Source organism: Herbaspirillum sp. C9C3 (genome assembly GCF_013359625.1).
Lineage (GTDB): Bacteria > Pseudomonadota > Gammaproteobacteria > Burkholderiales > Burkholderiaceae_D > Herbaspirillum.
In genome coordinates, this window is the sequence record NZ_JABFMQ010000024.1 from 41,405 (window position 1) to 60,638 (window position 19,234).

Consider the following 19,234-nt stretch of genomic DNA (forward strand, 5'->3'; position numbering starts at 1 on the left):
ATGAAGATTCAAGACATGAAAAAAGGACGCCGCGGCGTCCTTTTTCTTCATCTCCCCGCAAACCAGCATGGTACGGGGAGTCTGGCGGCACTTACACCGAGAAGGAAGAGCCGCAACCGCAAGTGGTCGTGGCGTTCGGATTCTTGATGACGAATTGCGCGCCTTCCAGGTCGTCCTTGTAGTCGATCTCGGCGCCCACCAGATACTGGTAGCTCATCGAGTCGATCAACAGCTGGACGCCGTTCTTGCTCATGGTGGTGTCGTCTTCGTTGACGATTTCATCGAAGGTGAAACCGTACTGGAAACCCGAGCAACCACCACCCTGCACGAAAACGCGCAGTTTCAGGTCGGGATTGCCTTCTTCCTCGATCAGCTGGGCCACCTTGGCGGCTGCGCTGTCGCTGAAGTTGATCGGGGCGGGCATGTCGGTTTGTTGCAGTTCGGCTACGGCATTCATTTCGGGCTCCTGCTGGGCTTGAGGCGGATCAATACATTAGATCGATAAAGCCATTATAAGCGCTTGCGGATTTTCATGCTTCCGACGATACGGCCAGCTTCAGCATGGGCGTCTCCGCCTGCTGGTCATGGCTGAGCTTGCCCGACACCAAGGCCCCGCCGTGCATCTCCAGAGCCTTGTAGAAGACGTTGCCGGTAATGCGAGCCTTGGGCTGCAGCTCCAGCAGTTCGGTGGAGTGGACGTCGCCAATGATCTCGCCATTGACGATCAGATGCGCGGCACGCACCTCGCCGATCACCTTGGCGTGTTCCGAGATGACCAGCACGCTGGGCTGACCGCTCTCGGCATTGATGTTGCCGGTAATGGCGCCGTCAATGCGCAGGCCGCCCTTGAAACCGACGTCGCCCGTGATGCTGGTGGACATGCCGATGAGGCTGTCGATCGTGCTCTTGGTCTTGCGTGTAAACATGGAATCACCTCACAGATCTACCGACTGCTGGGCACGCACCTGGCCGCGGTCGAGAACTCGGACCGCCACCGATTTAACGATGGCGCCCTCGGGAATGGTCAGCAGGCCTTCGACCCGCTGATAGTACTTGAATGCGAGCCGGTAGCGCGCCTGGTCAGTGGCATTGCCTTCCGGAAAGTTGATGGTAACACCTTTGCCGCCCTGCACCATATTGACACTAAGCTGTAGGTTTCCTGCAAACTGTTGCGTTCCCCCACCACCCTGCATGACCAGCACGCGATAGCGTACCTGGTTGGGCGCCGCCTGTTCGGCCTTGAAGCGCTGGATGGTGATGCCGGGCGCGCCCAGGTTGGTGGGCAGCAGGCTGTCGAAGAAAGCCAGGTCTTCCTTCTGACGGTTGTTTTCCGCCTCCAGGTTCTTGACCTGGGTCGCCAAGGTGGCCTGCGCCGTCTGGGCAATCTTCAATTCATTTTGCGACGCGTTGGCGGCGGATTGCAAGCGCTCATTTTCGGCGCTCAACTTCTTGACCTGCTCGCTCAACTGCTCGATCTGCTCGCTGGCATCGCCGGCATCGGCGTGCAGGCCCGGCAGGTTGTTGCGGCCGAGCTGGTAGGTCCAGACCGCCGCCGCCGCACCCACGCCCACCACGGCAGCCCACAGAAGGATCATCAGCGGCCAGGGCAGGTGCCGCTTGATGGTCATCTTCGGCGCTGAAATCGTCATGCGCCGACGCCACAAGCGGTACTTCACGGCAGGACCGGGACCTGCTGCAGGCCGGTGGTTTCTTCCAGCCCGAACATCAGGTTCATGCACTGCACGGCCTGACCGGAAGCGCCCTTGACCAGGTTGTCCTGGACCACCAGCACCACCACGGTATCGCCATTGTCCGGACGATGCACGGCCAGGCGCAGCATGTTGGAGGCGCGCGTGGTGCGGGTCTCGGGATGCGATCCGAAGGGCAGCACATCGACGAAGGGCTCATCCTTGTAAGCCTCCTCGAACAGGGCCTGCAGGGCGGCGTTGTCGATGTCCTTGTTCAGACGCGCGTAGAGGGTGGAGTGCATGCCACGGATCATCGGCACCAGGTGCGGAGTGAACAGCAGGCCCACCTTGTCACTGGTCAGGTGCGAGAGGCGTTCGATGGTTTCGGGCGAGTGGCGATGGCCGGAGACGCCATAAGCCTTGAAGTTGTCGGAGGCTTCCGAGAACAGCAGGCTCAGTTCAGCCTTGCGGCCGGCGCCGGAAACGCCGGACTTGCAGTCGGCGATCAGGTGCGAGGCATCGATCACGCCGGCCTTCAAGAGCGGGGCAAAGCCCAGCTGCATGGTGGTCGGATAGCAACCCGGGTTGCCCACTACGCGCGCCTTGCGGATGGCTTCGCGGTTCAGTTCGGGCAGGCCGTAGGCGGCTTCCTTCAACAGGTCTGTGCAGCTGTGCGGCAGCTTGTACCACTTCTCGAAGGCAGCCACGTCCTGCATGCGGAAGTCGGCAGCAAGGTCGATCACCTTCACACCGGCGGCCACCAGTTCCGGGGCCTGGGCCATGGCCACGCCGTGCGGGGTGGCGAAGAAAACCACGTCACAGTCGGTCAGGCGCGCCTTGTCGGGCGAAGAGAAGGCCACGTCCACGCGGCCGCGCAGGGAAGGATACATCTCGGCCACCGGCATGCCGTCTTCCTTGCGCGATGTCACGGCTTCCACCCGGGCCTGGGGGTGCGTGGCAAAAATACGCAGCAATTCGACACCGGTGTAACCGGTTCCGCCAACGATACCTACCTTGATCATGTCTGTTCCTTGCGAAAAAAAGCGAAGAAATACGCCGTGGCGGATGAGCGCTGCAGGTACGCGCATCGACTGCATCGACCCCATCGCGACATCACACGTCGGAAAGCTTTCAATTCTAGCAGGAGAATATTTCCCCCTGATTTCCCATTGGGAAGTTATTTCCGTAAATAGCCGGAATACTCGTCACAATGCGAGACGCGCTGTCGGTACCGCCCCTTGCGGCAAAGCAGGCAGGCAAGAAAGCAAAAAGCCGTCGGCAGCATGCCGACGGCTTTCCGTAATGCAGGAAACGATTAACGCTTCGAGAATTGCTTTGCGCGACGTGCCTTGCGCAGACCAACCTTCTTACGTTCGACTTCACGCGCGTCACGGGTGACGAAGCCTGCGTTGGACAGAGCCGACTTCAGGCCGGCATCGTAGTCGATCAGAGCGCGGGTGATGCCGTGGCGAACAGCGCCGGCCTGGCCGGACTCGCCGCCACCGTGGACGTTCACCTTGATGTCGAAACGTTCGACGTTGCCGGTCAGTTCCAGCGGCTGACGGATCACCATCAGGCCGGTTTCGCGGGAGAAGTATTCAGCGGCGGGCTTGCCATTGACGATGATGTTGCCCGAACCTGCCTTGATGAAAACACGCGCCACTGCACTCTTGCGACGGCCGGTTCCGTAATTGTAGTTACCGATCATGTCTGTTCCTTAGAGGGCGAGGGGTTTCGGTTGCTGGGCCGAGTGCGGATGGTTGCCATCTGCATAGACCTTCAGCTTCTTGATCATGGCGTAGCCCAGCGGACCCTTGGGCAGCATGCCCTTGACGGCCTTCTCCAGCGCACGGCCGGGGAAACGCTGCTGCATCTTCAGGAAGTTGGTTTCGTAGATGCCGCCCGGATAACCGCTGTGGCGGAAATAGGTCTTTTCAGTGGCCTTGGTGCCGGTCACGCGCAGCTTGCCTGCGTTGACGACGACGATGAAGTCACCGGTATCGACGTGCGGAGTGAATTCGGGTTTGTGCTTGCCGCGCAGTCGGAGTGCCACTTCGCTGGCAACACGTCCGAGGACCAAGTCCGTCGCGTCAATCACGAACCACTCGCGCTGAACCTCATGGGCTTTAGCGGAAAAGGTCTTCATGTTTGACTTTCTCTATCAGTATATAAACGCTCAAATGGCGGTTCCGCTCATGCGGGCCAGCCGGCCGATGCCTGCTGTCCTTGCTGCTTCGCTTTGCGGACTCATCCTTCTATCTTCCCGAGCGCATGGGAAAGCCGGCAAGTATAGCCTTTTCAAGGACTTAGCGTCAAAAGGTTTCGCGGGATTGTGGCGGCGATCCGGCAATTTTCCCGGGTTTTATCGCGGGAAGACGGCATTTCGTTGCCGCAGGAGCAACTTTGCATCGTGCTTTGACCGAGTTTGCCGGAAAAAAGACAAAAAAAACCCGGACACTGAGGTTCCGGGTTTAATCCACACCAATGAGGAGGGTGGAGGAGACATCGTTACGTGCTGCAAAAACTTCCGTTGAATTCAATATAGCAAAGCGGTTTGTGCGACGCAATAACGCGCAGCGAATAAATTTGTAACTGTCTGCAAGCGGCATCACTACTGAGTTACAAGTTGCCGAAAGCGCAGTGGAAATGCGATAGATGAATAATAATCCGACAATTTTTCCGCAGCGCAAAAATCATGAAGCTTCACATGCCCTCCCCTGCACTGGCTGCGGGCGCGCGCATCAAAAGCTACAATACGCAGCTTCATGGAACCGATTGGGGCGATACAGATGGAATGCACAGTACGTTGGACCGGCTTGTCCGGCATGACCTTCACGGCGGAAACCGGTTCGGGCCACCTGCTGACGATGGATGGCGCGCCCGATGGCGGCGGCCGCAACCTGGCGCCGCGTCCGATGGAAGTGGTGCTGGCCGGCACCGGCGGCTGCACCGCCTATGACGTGGTGGTGATCCTGCGCAAGAGCGGCCAGGACGTGCGCGGCTGCGACGTGACCCTGAAGTCGGAACGTGCCGAGACCGATCCCAAGGTCTTCACCAAGATTCATTTCCACTTTACCGTGCGTGGCCGCAACCTGAAGACCAATGTGGTCGAACGCGCCATCAAGCTGTCCCACGACAAGTACTGCTCGGCCTCGATCATGCTGGAGAAGACGGCCGAGATCACGCACTCCTTCGAGATCATCGACGACCTGACCGATACCTCCTCGGCGGCCGCCCAGCAGCAGTAAGGTCCGGTATTGGATGCAGCAAGAAAAAAAGCGGCCGAGGCCGCTTTTTTCATGTCCGCCACGCCTGTGGCGATCCGATATCAGATCCGGTAAGCGACCGTGGTCATGACCTTGGCCATGGCCTTCATCATCCCGCGCACCGGGGCCGGCACTTCGGCCGCGCCCAGATCACGTGCGGCCTGGCCGTGTTCGATTTCATCCAGGCGCATCTGGTCGACGATGGCGCGCGAGCGGTTGTCCTGGGCCGGCAGCTTGTCCAGGTGGCCCAGCAGGTGGTGCTCGACCTGGCGCTCGGTCTCGGAGACGAAGCCCAGGTTGCGCGCATCCCCCAGGCGTGCGGCAATACTGCCCAGTACATAGGCCCCGCCATACCACAGCGGATTGAGCAGACTGGTATGTGAACCCAGCTCACGCAGGCGTTCGGCAGTCCAGGCCAGGTGATCCTCTTCCTCAATGCCTGCGCGCCGGAAGGCTTGCTTGATATCCTCGGTCTGGGCAAACCGGCCCTGGGCATCGTAGAGCGCCTGGGCACACACCTCACCCACATTGTTGACCCGCATCAGCCCGGCCGCGTGGCGCTTCTCGGCCTCGTTCATGACACCGTCCGGCAGGCCGCGCCCCGGGTTGGGACGGCTCTCGAACACCACGCCGTTGATCACGCGCAGCGCCTTGTCGAAATCGGTAATCAGTTCATCGACGAATTGCATACAGCTCGCCTTTCTTTCGTTGTGATGGACAGCCCGGCCCTTGCAGTCGGAAGCCGGGGCCGGGGACGAAGCAACACGGCTGGTCCGCGAAGCAGACCAGACTCTGTCAGACCATCTTCCAGTGGATCTGTTCGCCCGCCGACAGCGGCACGACGGTGGCCTCGCCCATGGGCAGCTCGGCCGGGATGGCCCAGGTCTCGCGCTTCAGGGTGACGGTGCCGGTATTGCGCGGCAGGTTGTAGAAGTCCGGACCGTTGAAGCTGGCGAAGGCCTCGAACTTGTCCAGCGCACCGGCGCTGTCGAAGGCCTCGGCATACAGCTCCAGCGCGTGCAGCGCGGTGTAGCAGCCGGCACAGCCACAGGCGTGCTCCTTGGCGCCCTTGGCATGCGGAGCCGAATCGGTACCGAGGAAGAACTTGTCATTGCCCGAGGTCGCTGCCGCCACCAGTGCCTTGCGATGGGTCTCGCGCTTCAAGACCGGCAGGCAGTAGTAGTGCGGACGAATGCCGCCCTTGAAGATCTCGTTGCGGTTGAACAGGAGGTGGTGCGCGGTGATGGTGGCCGCCGTCGGGCCCTCACCGGCCAGTACGTAGTCGGCCGCTTCCTTGGTGGTGATGTGCTCGAAGACCACCTTCAGCTCCGGCATGGCCTGACGCAGCGGCTTCATGATACGGTCGATGAAGACGGCTTCGCGGTCGAACAGGTCGATCTCGGGGTCGGTCACCTCACCGTGGACCAGGAAGGGCATGCCCACTTCCTGCAGCACTTCCAGGGTCTTGTAGCACTTGGAGAGATCGGTCACGCCGGCATCCGAATTGGTGGTGGCGCCGGCCGGATAGAGCTTCACGGCCTTGACGAAGCCGCTTTCCTTGGCACGGCGGATTTCCTCGGGCGGGGTATTGTCGGTCAGGTAGAGCACCATCAGCGGCTCGAAGTCCATGCCGGCGGGCAAGGCTGCCAGGATGCGATCGCGATACGCACCGGCCTGCGCGGTGGTAGTTACCGGCGGCTTCAAGTTGGGCATGACGATGGCGCGGGCGAACTGGCGTGCAGTATGGGGCAGCACGTCCTGCATGGTGGCGCCGTCGCGCAGGTGCAGGTGCCAGTCGTCCGGGCGGGTGATGGTCAATACGTTGCTCATTGCGATGCTCTTTCGGTCTTGGAGTGGGGGGCAGTCTCAGTGTCTGGCAAGGCATCCCGGCGGATGCGGGCTGTGGAGAGCCAGCCGCGATGTCTTCAAGGGCGACATTCTACCGTAGCCGTCAAGCACCCCGGGAGCAAGCCCTGACCCGCTTTTGACCTGGCACAAACGACAAGGGCCGCCCCGTTGCCGGAGCGGCCCTTGCATTGACACTGGCTACGGCGATCAGTGAGTGATGATCTTGGCCAGGAAATCACGTGCGCGTTCCGAGCGCGGCGAAGCGAAGAACTCGTCCTTGGCGCAATCTTCGACCACCAGGCCCTTGTCCATGAAGACCACGCGGTTGGCGACCTTGCGGGCAAAGCCCATTTCGTGGGTCACGACCATCATGGTCATGCCTTCCTGGGCCAGGCCGACCATGACGTCGAGCACTTCATTGATCATTTCCGGGTCCAGCGCCGAGGTCGGTTCATCGAAGAGCATGGCGATCGGGTCCATCGACAGTGCGCGGGCAATCGCCACGCGCTGCTGCTGGCCGCCGGAGAGCTGGCCGGGGAACTTGTCCTTGTGTGCCAGCAGGCCCACGCGGTCCAGGTACTTCAGGCCCTTTTCGGTAGCCTCTTCCTTGGAACGACCCAGCACCTTGATCTGGCCGATGGTCAGGTTCTCGCGGATGGAGAGGTGCGGGAACAGCTCGAAATTCTGAAACACCATGCCGATGCGTGCGCGCAGCTTGGACAGGTTGGTCTTGGGGTCGCCCACCGAGACACCATCGACCGTGATGGTGCCCTTCTGGAACGGCTCCAGGCCATTGACGGTCTTGATCAGCGTGGACTTGCCCGAACCGGACGGGCCGCACACCACCACCACATCGCCCTTCTTGACGGAGGTCGAGCAGTCGGTCAGGACCTGGAAGCTGCCGTACCACTTGCTGACGTTGTTGAGTTCAATCATTGGATTCTCCTGGATTTCTGAATTCTGGATTCACTGGCCGCCACCTAGCGCAACAGCGCACGGGCGGCGGCCGTCAAAGGCATTAGCGGATGATGGCGATCTTCTTCTGGAAGCGCTTCACCAAGGCCGACAGGCCGAAGCTGAGGATGAAGTAGACCACGGCCACGAACAGGTACATTTCCACCAGACGGCCATCACGCTGCGCGATCTTGGAGGCGCTGGTGACGAAGTCGGGCACCGAACCCAGCACGTAGACCAGCGACACGTCCTGGAACAGCACGATGGTTTGCGTGAGCAGAATCGGGGTCATGTTGCGGAAGGCCTGCGGCAGCACCACGTTGCCCATCATCTGCCAGTAGTTCATGCCGATGGCATAGCCGGCGAACACCTGACCACGCGGGATGGACTGGATGCCCGAACGCATGATCTCGCAGTAATACGCCGCCTCGAACAGGATGAAGGTGATCAGGGCCGATTCGAAGGCGCCGACCTGGATAGGCTCGGAGGCACCGATGATCCAGGCGCCGATGAAAGGCACCAGGAAGTAGAACCAGAAGATCACCAGCACCAGCGGAATGGAGCGGATCAGGTTGACGTAAGTCGTGGCGACGAATGACAGCGGCTTGTTGGACGACAGGCGCATCATGGCCAGGAGCGTCCCCAGGATGATCCCGCCCAGCATGGCCGAGAAGGTCAGGATGAGCGTGAACTTCAGGCCGGTCGTGAACAGGTAGACCCAGGAACGCTGGATGACGTCGAAATCGAAATTGCTGAACATGGATCAATGCCCTCCTGCGCTGGTGCTGCCGCCGGTGATATAGCCGGGAACGGCGGTGACTTTTTCCAGCAGACGCGCCAGGAACAGCGCGATGACCGAAATGATCACGTAGATGATGGTGGCGCCGGTCAGAGCCTCGAAGGTCTGGAAGGTGAATTCGCGCATCGAGTAGGTCGCCGCAGTCAGTTCCACCAGACCGATGGTCAGCGCCACCGAGCTGTTCTTGATGATGGCGGCAAATTCGTTGGTCAGCGCCGGAATGATGATGCGGAAAGCCATCGGCAACAGCACATAGCGGTAGGTCTGCGTGGGCGTCAGGCCCAGTGCGGCGCCGGCCATGCGCTGGCCGCGCGGCAGCGCCTGGATGCCGGTGGTCACCTGCACGGCCACACGGGAGGAAGTGAAGAAGCCCAGGGCCAGGGTCGCGGTCACGAAGGACGCATCCGGCAGGCTCTTGATCCAGTCACCGAGGGCCTTGGGCAGCAGTTCCGGTATCACGAAATACCACAGGAACATCTGCACCAGCAGCGGGATGTTGCGGAACAGTTCCACGTAGCCGTTGGCAATGCGCACGACCCAGGGCTTGGTGGTGGTACGCAGGGTACCGAAGATGGTGCCCAGGACCAGTGCCATGATCCAGGCGCAGGCGGCCGTGGCCAGGGTCCATTTCAGGCCCGCCAGCAGCGTATCGATGTAGGGGATGCCATCGGGAGACATCTCCCAGAAGATTCCCCAATTCCAGTTGTAATGCATAAATGGCCTCGTCTGTGTTCGAAGTCTGTGTTCTCGGGCGCGGTCACCAGGCAAATGCCGCGCCGCTTCTTGTTGGGTCAGCACCGGCGCCACCCCTGCCTTGCTGCCGGGCAAGCGGGGCGGCTCCGGCTAAACAAAACGGGGGACAGGCCCCCGTTTCATCCAATTGCACGAAGCAATGTGCTGATTACTTCTTCTTGCCCATGTTCTTCTGCGCTTCCGGCACGGCAGCATAAGCAGCCGGATCGTAGGAGTCGGTAGGCTTGGCCATGACGGCCTGCAGCTGCGGGCTCATCGGCACGTTCAGGTTGACACCCTTGGGCGGGATCGGCGACTGGAACCACTTGGCGTAGATCTTCTTGATGTCGTCACCCTTGTAGACCACGGTCAGCGCATCGTCCACGACCTTCTTGAACTCCTTGTCACCCTTGGGCAGGATCAGGCCGTACGGCTCGACCGACAGGGCTTCCGAGGACACCTGGTAGTCGCCCGGCGCCTTGGAGTTGGCAGCCAGCGAGGACAGCAGGATGTCGTCCATCACGAAGGCAGCGGCACGGCCGGTTTCCACCATCAGGAAGGCTTCGGCGTGGTCCTTGGCAGCCAGGATGTTCATGCCCAGGTTGCGTTCGGCGTTCAGCGCAGTAATCTGCTTCAGGTTGGAGGTGCCGGAGGTCGACACGATGGTCTTGCCCTTGAGGTCATCCAGCGTCTTCAGGTTGGCCGACTTCTTGGACAGGAACTTGTTGGCGGTCACGAACTCGGTCATCGAGAAGGCCACCTGGTTCCAGCGCTCCTGGTTGTTGGTCGCGGAGTCGCAGGAAATGTCGGTGGTACCGTTGGCGATGAGCGGAATGCGGGTGGCCGACGTCACGGGCACCATCTTGATGTTCAGCGAGGTCAGGCCCAGCTTCTTCTGGATCGCGGTCGCGGCCTTCAGGCACAGGTCGATCGAGTAGCCCTGATAGGACTGCTTGTCGTCCAGATAGGAGAAGGGGATCGACGAATCGCGCACACCCAGCGTCAGGGTACCCGAGTCCTTGATCTTCTTCAGACGGCCGGTGAATTCCTCAGCATGCACCGAGCTCATCAGTACGCTTGCCCCAACCAAAACCCCTGCTAGCTTCAATAACTTCATTGTGTGACCTCCTGGAAAAATTTTTTACGTAACGTATCAAATGACCCGCTGGCGGATCCGCTTGCGCGGAGCCCGACATCGGGCTGGCCGGCCGTATTGACGAACCTGTTATTGTTCTCTGCCGTGTCGCCTATTCTGTGTGCTAACACAGTTCTTTGCCAGCTTTGTTTGATGCACCACTGGCGACGTCTTGCAACGACCACCCCCTCGGTGATCCACAGGCTGGCAAATTACCCAAGCGCAACTGGCGGCGGGCGCATTGTACGACATATGCCGCCCGGTCAGGCAATCCGCAAAAACCCTCATGGCCGCAACACCACGATCCGATGCGCTGAGGACGGCTTCGCACCACGCAGGAAGCGCTGGCCCAGCCACAGACGCCACGACAGCACCCCCGTTCCGGTCAGCAATATCCATGCCAGAAACCAACTGCGCAGGCCACACGCGAGCGTGCGGGCGCAGCCGACGACACGCTCTGTCGAGGCGACGGGCAAGGGCTTCGAGAGAATCCGGAAGTGGCAGCGCCAAGCCCGTGTGGAGGCGGCTTGCGAGGCGATATGAAGAAAAGTGCAAGGAAGGAGCGAGCGCAGCGTCCTGGGGGCGAATGCGAGTGCGGCAGGAGTGAAGGGATGTGTCAAAAACACGTCGCCTCGTCCAGAGTGCAAGATCGGCCGGCACGCCCTGCGAGGCAGACGCCGAACCGGACGCACATGCGGCAGCGCCCGGCATGTCGATGCCGGGTCCCGTACTGAAGATATTGCGCCGCAAGGCTGGTTGGCCTGCGGTGCGCATGCGCACTGCAACCACGTCTCCTCCGAACCAGAGTGTTCTGGAATCATGGCCGACGATCTGTGGCGCACTGCGCCGCCGTCTTGGGCCGTGGTGGTCCGGTGCTCGCCGGACCGATCTTTCAAGGCATCACTGCATCACGGATACAGACCGCGCATCTCGCGCGCCTGCAGCACGCGGGTACAGGCCACGATGAAGGCCGCCGTACGCAGCGACACCTTCTTCTCTTCGGCCAGTTGCCAGACGGCGGCAAAGGCTTCGCGCATGATGCGGGTCAGGCGCAGGTTGATTTCGTCTTCGGTCCAGAAGAAGCTGGAGAAGTCCTGCACCCATTCGAAGTAGCTCACCGTCACGCCACCGGCGTTGGCAATCACGTCGGGCACGATCAGCACGCCCTTGTCACGCAGGATGTCGTCGGCAGCCGGCGTGGTCGGGCCGTTGGCGCCTTCCAGGATGATCTTGGCCTTGATCTGATTGGCGTTGGCTTCGGTGATCTGCTGTTCCAGTGCGGCAGGCACCAGAATGTCGCAGTCAACCGACCAGAATTGGGCACGATCGGTGATCTCGTCCGCACCAGGGAAACCCTTGACGCTGCCATTGCTGGCGACGTACGCCTGCAGTGCCGGCACGTCCAGGCCAGCGGCGTTGAAGACCGTGGTCACGTGATCCTGCACGGCCACCACCTTGGCGCCGGCTTCAGCGAACAGGCGTGCAGCGATGCCGCCGACGTTGCCGAAACCTTGCACCGCGACCTTGGCATCCTTGATGTCCATGCCGCGCTTGACAGCGGCTTCGCAACCGACCACGAAGACGCCGCGACCGGTGGCTTCATGACGGCCGAGGCTACCGCCCAGCGAGATGGGCTTGCCGGTAACCACGCCCGAAGAGGTGCTGCCCTGGTTCATGGAATAGGTATCCATCATCCAGGCCATGATCTGCGAATCAGTGTTGACGTCGGGAGCCGGAATGTCCTTGTTGGGGCCGATGATGATGCCGATCTCGCTGGTATAGCGGCGCGTGACGCGCTGCAGCTCACCACGGGAGAGAGTCTTGGGATCGACGCGGATACCGCCCTTGGCGCCACCATAGGGCACGTTCACGGCGGCATTCTTGACGGTCATCCAGGCCGACAGCGCCATCACTTCGGAGAGCGTCACATCCTGGTGGAAACGCACGCCGCCCTTGCCGGGGCCGCGCGAGGTGTTGTGCTGCACGCGGTAGCCTTCGAAGTGGGCGATGGTGCCATCGTCACGTTCGATGGGGACATCAACCACCAGGATGCGCTTGGGTCGCTTCAGGGTTTCCACCCAGCGCGCCAGCGAGCCCAGGTAGGGCGTCACGCGGTCGATCTGTTCGAGATACACGCCCCACGGACCGATGCCGTGCGGGACGAGATAGGAAGGCACTTCGTGATTAGGTACGTTCGACATGATGCAATCGCTCCTTTGGATAGCCGTGCTGTTCAAGACGAGAGGCCTGCAAATTCCGAAGTTCGCCAGGGCATGTTACTCCGTCGGCAGCGGCCTGCAAGTCGCGCCGGCAGGGCGCGCACCAAGGCGGCGACGGAGGCGCGCCTGCCAGCCCGGCCCTGGTGCGCCAGCTGGAAATTCGTGCCTGTCCGATTCAGCGCCGCCATCGTAGCCAGCCGGCCAAAACAAGGCTAATGCTTTGTGAGCATGTAATTATGCAGCGCCTGCATAACCTTTGGAAACCCTCTGTCACAAAGGGATTGCGCCGTTCTAGCCTGTTAATTTTTGATCAGGATTCGCGTTTTTCAGTAGTGCGTGCCGACTTTGCACCCGCAGCCCTTGCGGGGCTGGCGGGAGCCGGCCTGGGACGCTCGCTGCGCCCCGTCTTTTCTTGCCGCTGCGCATCCAGATCCACCAGGTATTCCCACAGCCGCGCCACCAGCGCCTTGCCGGTACGCTGCGCGGTCGGACGTTCACGATAGAGGCGGATTTCCATCTCCACTTCCCACTCCCCGGTCGGACCATCAGTGCGGGCGAGCTGGCGATTGCGCACCTCGCGCACCACCGAGGATTCCGGCAGGAAGGCCACCCCGTGCCCCTCCAGCGCCATCATCTTGAGACTTTCCGACATGTCGGTCTCGTAGTGCTTCATCAGGTGCAGCGGGCGCTTGGTGTCGGCCATCATCAGTTCCACCATGCGGCCCAGGTAGGCATTGCTGGTGTAGGAAAGAAACGGCACGGGCGCCTTGGCACTGCCCGGAAAGACGTAATCCGGCTTGCCATTGCGGTCGCAGCGCGAATACGGACGCAGGGTTTCGGTGCCCATGGTGAGCATGTCGTAGCGGCTGGCATCGAGCTGCACCGGCTGACGCGGATGGTGATAGCACAGCAGCAGGTCGCAGCCGCCTTCGACGATGGTCATGACGGCATCGTGGACGTTGAGCGCGATCAGGCGGGTATTGATGGAGCCGAACCCCGACTCCAGGGCGCTCAACCACTTGGGCATGTAGGTCAGCGAGAGCGTATGGGGGACGGCGAAGTCGATAGTGGTCTGGGCCGTGGGCCGCTTGCCGCGCAGCAGGGCGCGGGTGTTGTTGATCTGGCCCAGCATGGCCACGGCCTGTTCATAGAAGACTTCGCCGGCGGCCGTCAGGCGCGTGGGATAGGAGGTGCGGTCGATCAGGTCGGTGCCCAGCCAGGCTTCCAGCGACTGGATGCGCCGCGAGAAGGCCGGTTGCGTCACATGCCGCAACTCCGCCGAGCGACTGAAACTGCGCGTCTCCGCCAGGGAGACGAAATCCTCAAGCCATTTGCTTTCCATTGCCCGCCCACTTCCCTTTCCAGGTCGAATGGGCGAATTGTGCCGCTGCGCCCGCGCCGGCGCAAGCTGCACGCGCGTATGGAGGTCTTAGCGCCGTCCGGCCGGCATCAGCACCGTGGGTTCGGCGTCCGGCTCGCCTGCCGGCACGGCGCCCTCGGGTTGCGGCAGCGCCGAACCACCCTCGTCCTCGGCCCCGGCCTGCTGGCGCAGCCACATCTGCGCATACAGACCATTGGCCATCAACAGTCCTGCATGCGTACCACGTTCGACGATGCGACCGTGATCCATCACCAGGATCTGGTGGGCATTGACGATGGTGGACAGGCGATGCGCAATGACCAGCGTGGTCCGCTCACGGGCGATTTCTTCGAGCTGTTGCTGGATGGCCTGCTCGGCGCGCGAGTCGAGGGCCGAGGTGGCTTCGTCGAAGATGAGGATGGCCGGATCCTTGAGCAGGGTGCGGGCAATCGCCACGCGCTGCTTTTCACCGCCCGACAATTTCAGTCCGCGCTCGCCGACCATGCTCGCATAGCCTTCCGGCAGTGATTCGATGAAGTCGTGGATATAGGCCGCCTTGGCCGCCGCCACGATCTGCTCTCGCGTGGCGCCGGGCTTGCCGTAGGCGATGTTGTACTCGATGGTGTCGTTGAACAGCACCGTGTCCTGAGGGACGATGCCGATGGCCTGGCGCAGCGAGGCTTGCGTGACATTGCGCACATCCTGCGCGTCGATACGGATGGCGCCCTGGTCGACGTCGTAGAAGCGATACAGCAAACGCGACAGCGTCGACTTGCCCGAACCGCTGTGGCCGACCACGGCGGTGGTGGTGCCGGCCTGCACCTTGAAATCGACATCGAAGAGGATCTGGCGATTGCGCTCGTAGCTGAAGTCCACATGCTCGAAATGCAGTTCCGCACCTTGCGTCCTGAGCGGCTGCGCACCGGGCCGGTCGGCCACTTCGCGGTTTTCTTCCAGCAGCGAGAACAGGCGTTCCATGTCCGCCAGACTCTGCTTGATTTCACGATAGAGCACACCGAGGAAATTGAGTGGAATGTACAACTGGATCATGAAGGCATTGACCAGCACCATGTCCCCCAGAGTCATGCTGCCATCGATGACACCGGCGATGGCGCGCCACAGGATGAGCGTGACCGCAATGGCGATGATGGCGGACTGCCCGGTATTGAGCAGCGAGAGCGAACTCTGCGATTTCACCGCCGCGCGCTCATAGCGCTGCAGACCTTCGTCATAGCGGCGCGCCTCAAATTCCTCGTTGCCGAAATACTTCACCGTCTCGTAGTTGAGCAGCGAATCGATGGCGCGCGTATTGGCGTGCGAATCCAGCTCGTTCATGGTACGGCGGAAATGCGTGCGCCACTCGGTGACCGTGATGGTGAAGAGGATGTAGAGCACCAGCGCACCGGCGGTGATCAATGAGAACCAGATGTCGTAATGCGTGATGAGATAGGCCAGCACCAGCACGATCTCGATGATGGTGGGCAAGATCGAGAAGAGCGTATAGGACACCAGCGTAGAGACGCCACGCGTACCGCGTTCGATGTCGCGCGTCATGCCGCCGGTCTGGCGGTTCAGGTGGAAGCGCAGCGACAGCGCATGCAGATGGCGGAACACCTGCAGCGCAATGGTGCGCACGGCGCGCTGGGTGACACGGGCGAACATCAGTTCGCGCAATTCGGTAAAGAGTGCGGTGGCCAGCCGCAGCGCGCCATAGGCCACCAGCAGCCCGAGCGGCAACACCAGCAGGGCTTGCGGATGGGCGGGCGTGATGGTCATGGCATCGACCAGCTTCTTCAACACCAGCGGCACGCCTACATTGGCCAGCTTGGCACCGACCAGGAAGGCCAGCGCCAGCATCACGCGCCATTTGTAGGTCCACAGGTAGGGCAGCAGCGTGCGCACGACTTCCCAGTCGCCGCGCTGGCGTTTGATGGGGGCTTGGGTCGGGGACGAGGAATTCGGATAGCGGCGCATGGGGCGGATCACAAAGGAAGAAGGTCGTGCACCACAGACCAGCAAAAGCGCAACATCCGATACACTAGCCTCTTGCCGCGCCTGCGGGCGCAAAACCGAATTATAAGAGCCATCCCGGCGCCCTGCCGGGGCTCACCTGCAAAGGAGCCTTCCATGTCACCCACCGTTCCCCAACTTCCGCCGGGCAAGGCGCCGCAATTGCGCGTCATGCCCATGCCGTCGGATGCCAACGTCTATGGCGACGTCTTCGGTGGCTGGATCATGGCCCAGGTCGACATCGCCGGTTCACTGCCGGCTACGCGCCGCGCCAACGGGCGGGTGGCGACGATTGCGGTCAATTCCTTCCTGTTCAAGAATCCGGTGTTCGTGGGAGACCTGCTGTCCTTCTATGCCGATATCGTCAAGGTCGGCAATACCTCCATCACGGTCAACGTTGAAGTGTATGCCGAGCGCAATCGCCTGCAGACCGAAATCGTCAAGGTGACCGAAGCCACCCTCACCTACGTGGCCACCGATGAAAACCGCAAGCCGCGCCCGCTGCCACCGCTGGATCCGGTGCGCGAAGCGGGGGCCAGCCCGGCGATCTGAGCGCCGCTCTTCCCATCCTGCGGGCTTGAAAATTTTTCAGCCCGCAGGGTGCGGCACAGACGTATCGTTATGCCTCCATCTCTGCCTTCCTCTTCCTCATCTTCATATTGCCCATGACCTCCTCCAGCCGCCCTGTCGTCCTCATCGTCGCCCGTCTGCCGCAGCACCTGCTGGACTTGCTGCAGCAGAACTTCACCTGCCACAACCTCATCCTCGATCCGCTCGCCGATGAAGCGCTCGATGCCATCGCGCCGCAGGTGCGCGGAATTGCCGCCAATGGCGAAGCCAAGGTCGGGCGCGAGTTCATGGCGCGCTTCCCGGCGCTGGAGATTGTCTCGGTGTTCGGGGTCGGCTATGACGGGGTGGATGTGCCGGCCGCCCGCGAGCGTGGCATCCATGTGACCCACACGCCTGACGTGCTCACCGAGGATGTGGCCGACATGGCCATTGCGCTGATGCTGGCCGTGGCACGCAACGTGGTGCGGGCCGACCGCTTTGCCCGCAGCGGCGAATGGAAGAAGGGGCCCTTCCCCTTCACCACCAAGGTCAGCGGCGCGCGCCTGGGCATCGTCGGCCTGGGCCGCATCGGGCAAGCCATCGCACAGCGTGCGGCGGCGTTCGACATGCAGATTGCGTATCACAACCGTTCGCGCAAGGATGTGCCCTACACCTATGTGGAAGACATCGTCTCGCTGGCGCGCGAAGTCGATTTTCTGGTGATGATCACGCCGGGTGGCGCGGGGACGCGGGCGCTGGTCAATGCCGAGGTGCTGGAGGCGCTGGGGCCCAAGGGCTTCCTCATCAATGTGGCGCGTGGTTCGGTGGTGGACGAAAAGGCGCTCATCGCGGCGCTGCAGGCTGGCAAGATTGCCGGTGCGGGGCTGGACGTATTCGAGAACGAACCGAACATTCCGGCCGAACTGGCCGCGCTGGAGAACGTGGTGCTGACGCCGCACATGGCTAGCGGCACGCTGGTCACCAGGACGGCCATGGCGGAACTGGCGTTCACCAATTTGCAGGCGCATTTTTCTGGCAAGCCGGTGGTGACGCCGGTGCCTGACTGAAGCTTCATACAGGGGAAAAGCCGCCGCCGGAAGGGGTTCACGGACAGCGGCTTTTTGCTGATGGGTTCAGGGTGAGCGGTTTCGGTCCAAGGAGTCTTGCCCTGAGTCATTCCGTACTTGGGTGATGACTTGCTTAGCGCTATCACTACTGTGTGTCTGACTCGTCAAGCCACTCTTCAATGTTGATCCCCGAGAATGGGAATGTCGGCTCGCCGAACATGCGGAGAAGCGTCAGGTGCACATTGGCCTTCACTTTCACCAGATTTTCGAGCAGGAAGCTCCCGCCCAGGACGATGGCGGGCTGGAAACCATATATTTCATGCGGTTCAAGTGGACCTAGTTTGGATCGCGCACGTTCGAAGAGAGGCTGACCATCCTCGTCTTCCACATCACACTCATCTGGCTTAAGGAATGCGAATAGCGAACGAATCGAAGAATCCAAGTCTTCTTTGGATTTGAGCGTCAGTTCATTTTCGAAAGCAGAGACGCTATGGAGCACGCAGTTCATCGAAACGCTGCTGCCTGTTTTCTCACCACACACGTAAAGTTCGCCAAATGCAGACCTCGCAATGACGTGGAAGACGTCAACTCCCTCCAATTCGGTGTCCGCGAGCCAATCATCGACGAGACCTGCATAGTCATCAGGGTTGACTGTGCAAAAGAGTCCATTGGCATATTCGCACCAGCCTTCTTGCTCCCAGTATTTCAATAGCTGATCGGGTAGTTTGTTGCGCCATTTTTCCAGGCTTTTGGCCGGTACCGGAGTGCGCTTGGTCGCCTCGCCAAATTTGCTTGAAAAATATTCGAAGTCTTCATCTCTCATCTCATTTCCTTGGTTTTGTTCCTTTTAGAAAAATAAGGTGCTACGCCTGTTTTTTAACTATCCTTTTTTTGAGTCATCCTTTCATGGCTGCATGGTTCAAGAATTGAGCAACTTTTCGATATCGATACCCGAGAGTGGCAATTCCGGATCGGCGAATTGACGGAGAATCGTCAGGTGTACCTTGGCATTCACTTTTGCCAGATTTTCGAGGAGAACTTTTCCGCCGAGTACGATGGCGGGCTCGAATCCATAGATTTCGTGCGGTTCAAGTGGGCCGAGTTTTGACCTGGCGCGTTCGAAGAGTGGCTGTCCATTTTCGTCCTCCATGTCAAGCTGGGAAGGCTTAATGAACGAGAAAAAACAACGGATCGAAAAGTCCAGCTCCCTCTTTCTCTTTTCTTTCAATTTATTCTGTAAAACCGTGATCATATTTAGGGTTGCTGCAATCGTGACGCTGCGTCCCGTCTTCTCACCGAATAGATAGAGATCGCCAAATGCAGACCTTCCGATAACGTGGAATGCGTCAATTTCGTTCAATCCGGTGTCCGCTAACCACTGATCAACAATATCTTCGTAGTCATCAGGATCAACTGTACAAAAAAGGCCATTGACATATTCGCACCAGCCTTCTCGCTTCCAGTATTTCAGCAACTGATCTGGCAACTTACCGCGCCATTTTTCAAAGCTTGCCGCAGGTACATTGGCGCACTTGGTAGCCTCACCAAAATTACTAGAACCCATTTCATAAATAGGCGTGAGATGCGTTCTGTCCAGAAAGGGCGCT

The 19,234-nt window shown here is 60.6% G+C and carries 20 protein-coding genes; 3 read left to right on the forward strand and 17 right to left on the reverse strand.

The window, feature by feature from the left end:
• Positions 1 to 91: 91 nt before the first annotated feature.
• From erpA to rplM, 6 genes are all read right to left on the reverse strand, one after another.
• Entirely contained in the window at positions 92 to 457 is a 366-nt protein-coding gene (gene erpA, locus HNO82_RS18410; RefSeq protein WP_008331898.1) for an iron-sulfur cluster insertion protein ErpA, read from the reverse strand.
• 73 nt (positions 458 to 530) lie between these two features.
• On the reverse strand, positions 531 to 926 hold the full coding sequence (locus HNO82_RS18415; protein WP_175344696.1) for a bactofilin family protein: 396 nt from the start codon (positions 924 to 926) through the stop codon (positions 531 to 533).
• A 9-nt stretch (positions 927 to 935) separates the two neighbouring features.
• A complete protein-coding gene (locus HNO82_RS18420; protein ID WP_175344697.1) occupies positions 936 to 1,649 on the reverse strand; it encodes a DUF6776 family protein in 714 nt (237 codons plus the stop codon).
• 23 nt (positions 1,650 to 1,672) lie between these two features.
• A complete protein-coding gene (argC, locus tag HNO82_RS18425) occupies positions 1,673 to 2,710 on the reverse strand; it encodes an N-acetyl-gamma-glutamyl-phosphate reductase (protein ID WP_008331901.1) in 1,038 nt (345 codons plus the stop codon).
• A gap of 293 nt (positions 2,711 to 3,003) precedes the next feature.
• Positions 3,004 to 3,396, reverse strand: a complete 393-nt coding sequence (gene rpsI, locus HNO82_RS18430) for a 30S ribosomal protein S9 (protein WP_006461968.1) — start codon at positions 3,394 to 3,396, stop codon at positions 3,004 to 3,006.
• Between the two features lie 9 nt (positions 3,397 to 3,405).
• On the reverse strand, positions 3,406 to 3,834 hold the full coding sequence (gene rplM, locus HNO82_RS18435; RefSeq protein WP_006461967.1) for a 50S ribosomal protein L13: 429 nt from the start codon (positions 3,832 to 3,834) through the stop codon (positions 3,406 to 3,408).
• 643 nt (positions 3,835 to 4,477) lie between these two features.
• Between rplM and HNO82_RS18440 the strand changes: the two genes are divergently transcribed.
• Positions 4,478 to 4,936, forward strand: coding sequence for an OsmC family protein (locus tag HNO82_RS18440; RefSeq protein ID WP_034350979.1), 459 nt, complete (start codon positions 4,478 to 4,480; stop codon positions 4,934 to 4,936).
• Between the two features lie 80 nt (positions 4,937 to 5,016).
• On the opposite strand, the gene coq7 is transcribed toward HNO82_RS18440, so the two are convergent.
• The 9 genes from coq7 to HNO82_RS18485 all read right to left on the reverse strand — a co-directional run bounded on the left by coq7 (position 5,017) and on the right by HNO82_RS18485 (position 15,975).
• Positions 5,017 to 5,643, reverse strand: a complete 627-nt coding sequence (gene coq7, locus HNO82_RS18445; protein ID WP_008331904.1) for a 2-polyprenyl-3-methyl-6-methoxy-1,4-benzoquinone monooxygenase — start codon at positions 5,641 to 5,643, stop codon at positions 5,017 to 5,019.
• A 106-nt stretch (positions 5,644 to 5,749) separates the two neighbouring features.
• Positions 5,750 to 6,784: a dihydroorotase gene (pyrC, locus tag HNO82_RS18450; protein WP_175344698.1), complete on the reverse strand. Its 1,035-nt coding sequence runs from the start codon at positions 6,782 to 6,784 to the stop codon at positions 5,750 to 5,752.
• Positions 6,785 to 7,009: 225 nt separating this feature from the next.
• Positions 7,010 to 7,738 carry an amino acid ABC transporter ATP-binding protein gene (locus tag HNO82_RS18455; RefSeq protein ID WP_008331909.1) on the reverse strand — a complete coding sequence of 243 codons (729 nt, stop codon included), beginning with the start codon at positions 7,736 to 7,738 and terminating at the stop codon, positions 7,010 to 7,012.
• Positions 7,739 to 7,820: 82 nt separating this feature from the next.
• Positions 7,821 to 8,516: an amino acid ABC transporter permease gene (locus tag HNO82_RS18460; protein WP_175344699.1), complete on the reverse strand. Its 696-nt coding sequence runs from the start codon at positions 8,514 to 8,516 to the stop codon at positions 7,821 to 7,823.
• A 3-nt stretch (positions 8,517 to 8,519) separates the two neighbouring features.
• Positions 8,520 to 9,269, reverse strand: coding sequence for an amino acid ABC transporter permease (locus HNO82_RS18465; RefSeq protein ID WP_175344700.1), 750 nt, complete (start codon positions 9,267 to 9,269; stop codon positions 8,520 to 8,522).
• 187 nt (positions 9,270 to 9,456) lie between these two features.
• Positions 9,457 to 10,404 (reverse strand): amino acid ABC transporter substrate-binding protein, encoded by a 948-nt coding sequence (locus HNO82_RS18470; RefSeq protein WP_175344701.1) that lies wholly within the window; start codon positions 10,402 to 10,404, stop codon positions 9,457 to 9,459.
• Between the two features lie 926 nt (positions 10,405 to 11,330).
• Positions 11,331 to 12,623: a Glu/Leu/Phe/Val family dehydrogenase gene (locus HNO82_RS18475; RefSeq protein WP_008331915.1), complete on the reverse strand. Its 1,293-nt coding sequence runs from the start codon at positions 12,621 to 12,623 to the stop codon at positions 11,331 to 11,333.
• A 328-nt stretch (positions 12,624 to 12,951) separates the two neighbouring features.
• Positions 12,952 to 13,983 (reverse strand): LysR family transcriptional regulator, encoded by a 1,032-nt coding sequence (locus HNO82_RS18480; protein WP_175344702.1) that lies wholly within the window; start codon positions 13,981 to 13,983, stop codon positions 12,952 to 12,954.
• An 87-nt stretch (positions 13,984 to 14,070) separates the two neighbouring features.
• Positions 14,071 to 15,975, reverse strand: a complete 1,905-nt coding sequence (locus HNO82_RS18485) for an ABCB family ABC transporter ATP-binding protein/permease (protein ID WP_175344703.1) — start codon at positions 15,973 to 15,975, stop codon at positions 14,071 to 14,073.
• Between the two features lie 153 nt (positions 15,976 to 16,128).
• On the opposite strand from HNO82_RS18485, the gene HNO82_RS18490 reads away from it, so the two are divergent.
• Complete coding sequence (locus tag HNO82_RS18490) at positions 16,129 to 16,563, forward strand: acyl-CoA thioesterase (RefSeq protein WP_175344704.1); 435 nt, start codon at positions 16,129 to 16,131, stop codon at positions 16,561 to 16,563.
• Between the two features lie 113 nt (positions 16,564 to 16,676).
• Positions 16,677 to 17,627: a 2-hydroxyacid dehydrogenase gene (locus tag HNO82_RS18495; RefSeq protein WP_175344705.1), complete on the forward strand. Its 951-nt coding sequence runs from the start codon at positions 16,677 to 16,679 to the stop codon at positions 17,625 to 17,627.
• 145 nt (positions 17,628 to 17,772) lie between these two features.
• Here HNO82_RS18495 and HNO82_RS18500 read toward each other — a convergent pair whose 3' ends face one another.
• Together HNO82_RS18500 and HNO82_RS18505 are read right to left on the reverse strand one after the other, a co-directional pair.
• The gene (locus tag HNO82_RS18500) at positions 17,773 to 18,450 is read right to left on the reverse strand and encodes a GAD-like domain-containing protein (RefSeq protein ID WP_175344706.1); all 678 of its coding nucleotides are present in this window, start codon (positions 18,448 to 18,450) and stop codon (positions 17,773 to 17,775) included.
• Between the two features lie 96 nt (positions 18,451 to 18,546).
• The gene (locus HNO82_RS18505) at positions 18,547 to 19,191 is read right to left on the reverse strand and encodes a GAD-like domain-containing protein (protein ID WP_175344710.1); all 645 of its coding nucleotides are present in this window, start codon (positions 19,189 to 19,191) and stop codon (positions 18,547 to 18,549) included.
• Positions 19,192 to 19,234: the final 43 nt, after the last annotated feature.

Excerpts from the sequence above, each read along its gene's own strand:
- erpA (WP_008331898.1), bottom strand. The coding sequence starts at position 457 with ATGAATGCCGTAGCCGAACTGCAACAAACCGACATGCCCGCCCCGATC.
- HNO82_RS18415 (WP_175344696.1), bottom strand. The coding sequence starts at position 926 with ATGTTTACACGCAAGACCAAGAGCACGATCGACAGCCTCATCGGCATG.
- HNO82_RS18420 (WP_175344697.1), bottom strand. The coding sequence starts at position 1,649 with ATGACGATTTCAGCGCCGAAGATGACCATCAAGCGGCACCTGCCCTGG.
- argC (WP_008331901.1), bottom strand. The coding sequence starts at position 2,710 with ATGATCAAGGTAGGTATCGTTGGCGGAACCGGTTACACCGGTGTCGAA.
- rpsI (WP_006461968.1), bottom strand. The coding sequence starts at position 3,396 with ATGATCGGTAACTACAATTACGGAACCGGCCGTCGCAAGAGTGCAGTG.
- rplM (WP_006461967.1), bottom strand. The coding sequence starts at position 3,834 with ATGAAGACCTTTTCCGCTAAAGCCCATGAGGTTCAGCGCGAGTGGTTC.
- HNO82_RS18440 (WP_034350979.1), top strand. The coding sequence starts at position 4,478 with ATGGAATGCACAGTACGTTGGACCGGCTTGTCCGGCATGACCTTCACG.
- coq7 (WP_008331904.1), bottom strand. The coding sequence starts at position 5,643 with ATGCAATTCGTCGATGAACTGATTACCGATTTCGACAAGGCGCTGCGC.
- pyrC (WP_175344698.1), bottom strand. The coding sequence starts at position 6,784 with ATGAGCAACGTATTGACCATCACCCGCCCGGACGACTGGCACCTGCAC.
- HNO82_RS18455 (WP_008331909.1), bottom strand. The coding sequence starts at position 7,738 with ATGATTGAACTCAACAACGTCAGCAAGTGGTACGGCAGCTTCCAGGTC.
- HNO82_RS18460 (WP_175344699.1), bottom strand. The coding sequence starts at position 8,516 with ATGTTCAGCAATTTCGATTTCGACGTCATCCAGCGTTCCTGGGTCTAC.
- HNO82_RS18465 (WP_175344700.1), bottom strand. The coding sequence starts at position 9,269 with ATGCATTACAACTGGAATTGGGGAATCTTCTGGGAGATGTCTCCCGAT.
- HNO82_RS18470 (WP_175344701.1), bottom strand. The coding sequence starts at position 10,404 with ATGAAGTTATTGAAGCTAGCAGGGGTTTTGGTTGGGGCAAGCGTACTG.
- HNO82_RS18475 (WP_008331915.1), bottom strand. The coding sequence starts at position 12,623 with ATGTCGAACGTACCTAATCACGAAGTGCCTTCCTATCTCGTCCCGCAC.
- HNO82_RS18480 (WP_175344702.1), bottom strand. The coding sequence starts at position 13,983 with ATGGAAAGCAAATGGCTTGAGGATTTCGTCTCCCTGGCGGAGACGCGC.
- HNO82_RS18485 (WP_175344703.1), bottom strand. The coding sequence starts at position 15,975 with ATGCGCCGCTATCCGAATTCCTCGTCCCCGACCCAAGCCCCCATCAAA.
- HNO82_RS18490 (WP_175344704.1), top strand. The coding sequence starts at position 16,129 with ATGTCACCCACCGTTCCCCAACTTCCGCCGGGCAAGGCGCCGCAATTG.
- HNO82_RS18495 (WP_175344705.1), top strand. The coding sequence starts at position 16,677 with ATGACCTCCTCCAGCCGCCCTGTCGTCCTCATCGTCGCCCGTCTGCCG.
- HNO82_RS18500 (WP_175344706.1), bottom strand. The coding sequence starts at position 18,450 with ATGAGAGATGAAGACTTCGAATATTTTTCAAGCAAATTTGGCGAGGCG.
- HNO82_RS18505 (WP_175344710.1), bottom strand. The coding sequence starts at position 19,191 with ATGGGTTCTAGTAATTTTGGTGAGGCTACCAAGTGCGCCAATGTACCT.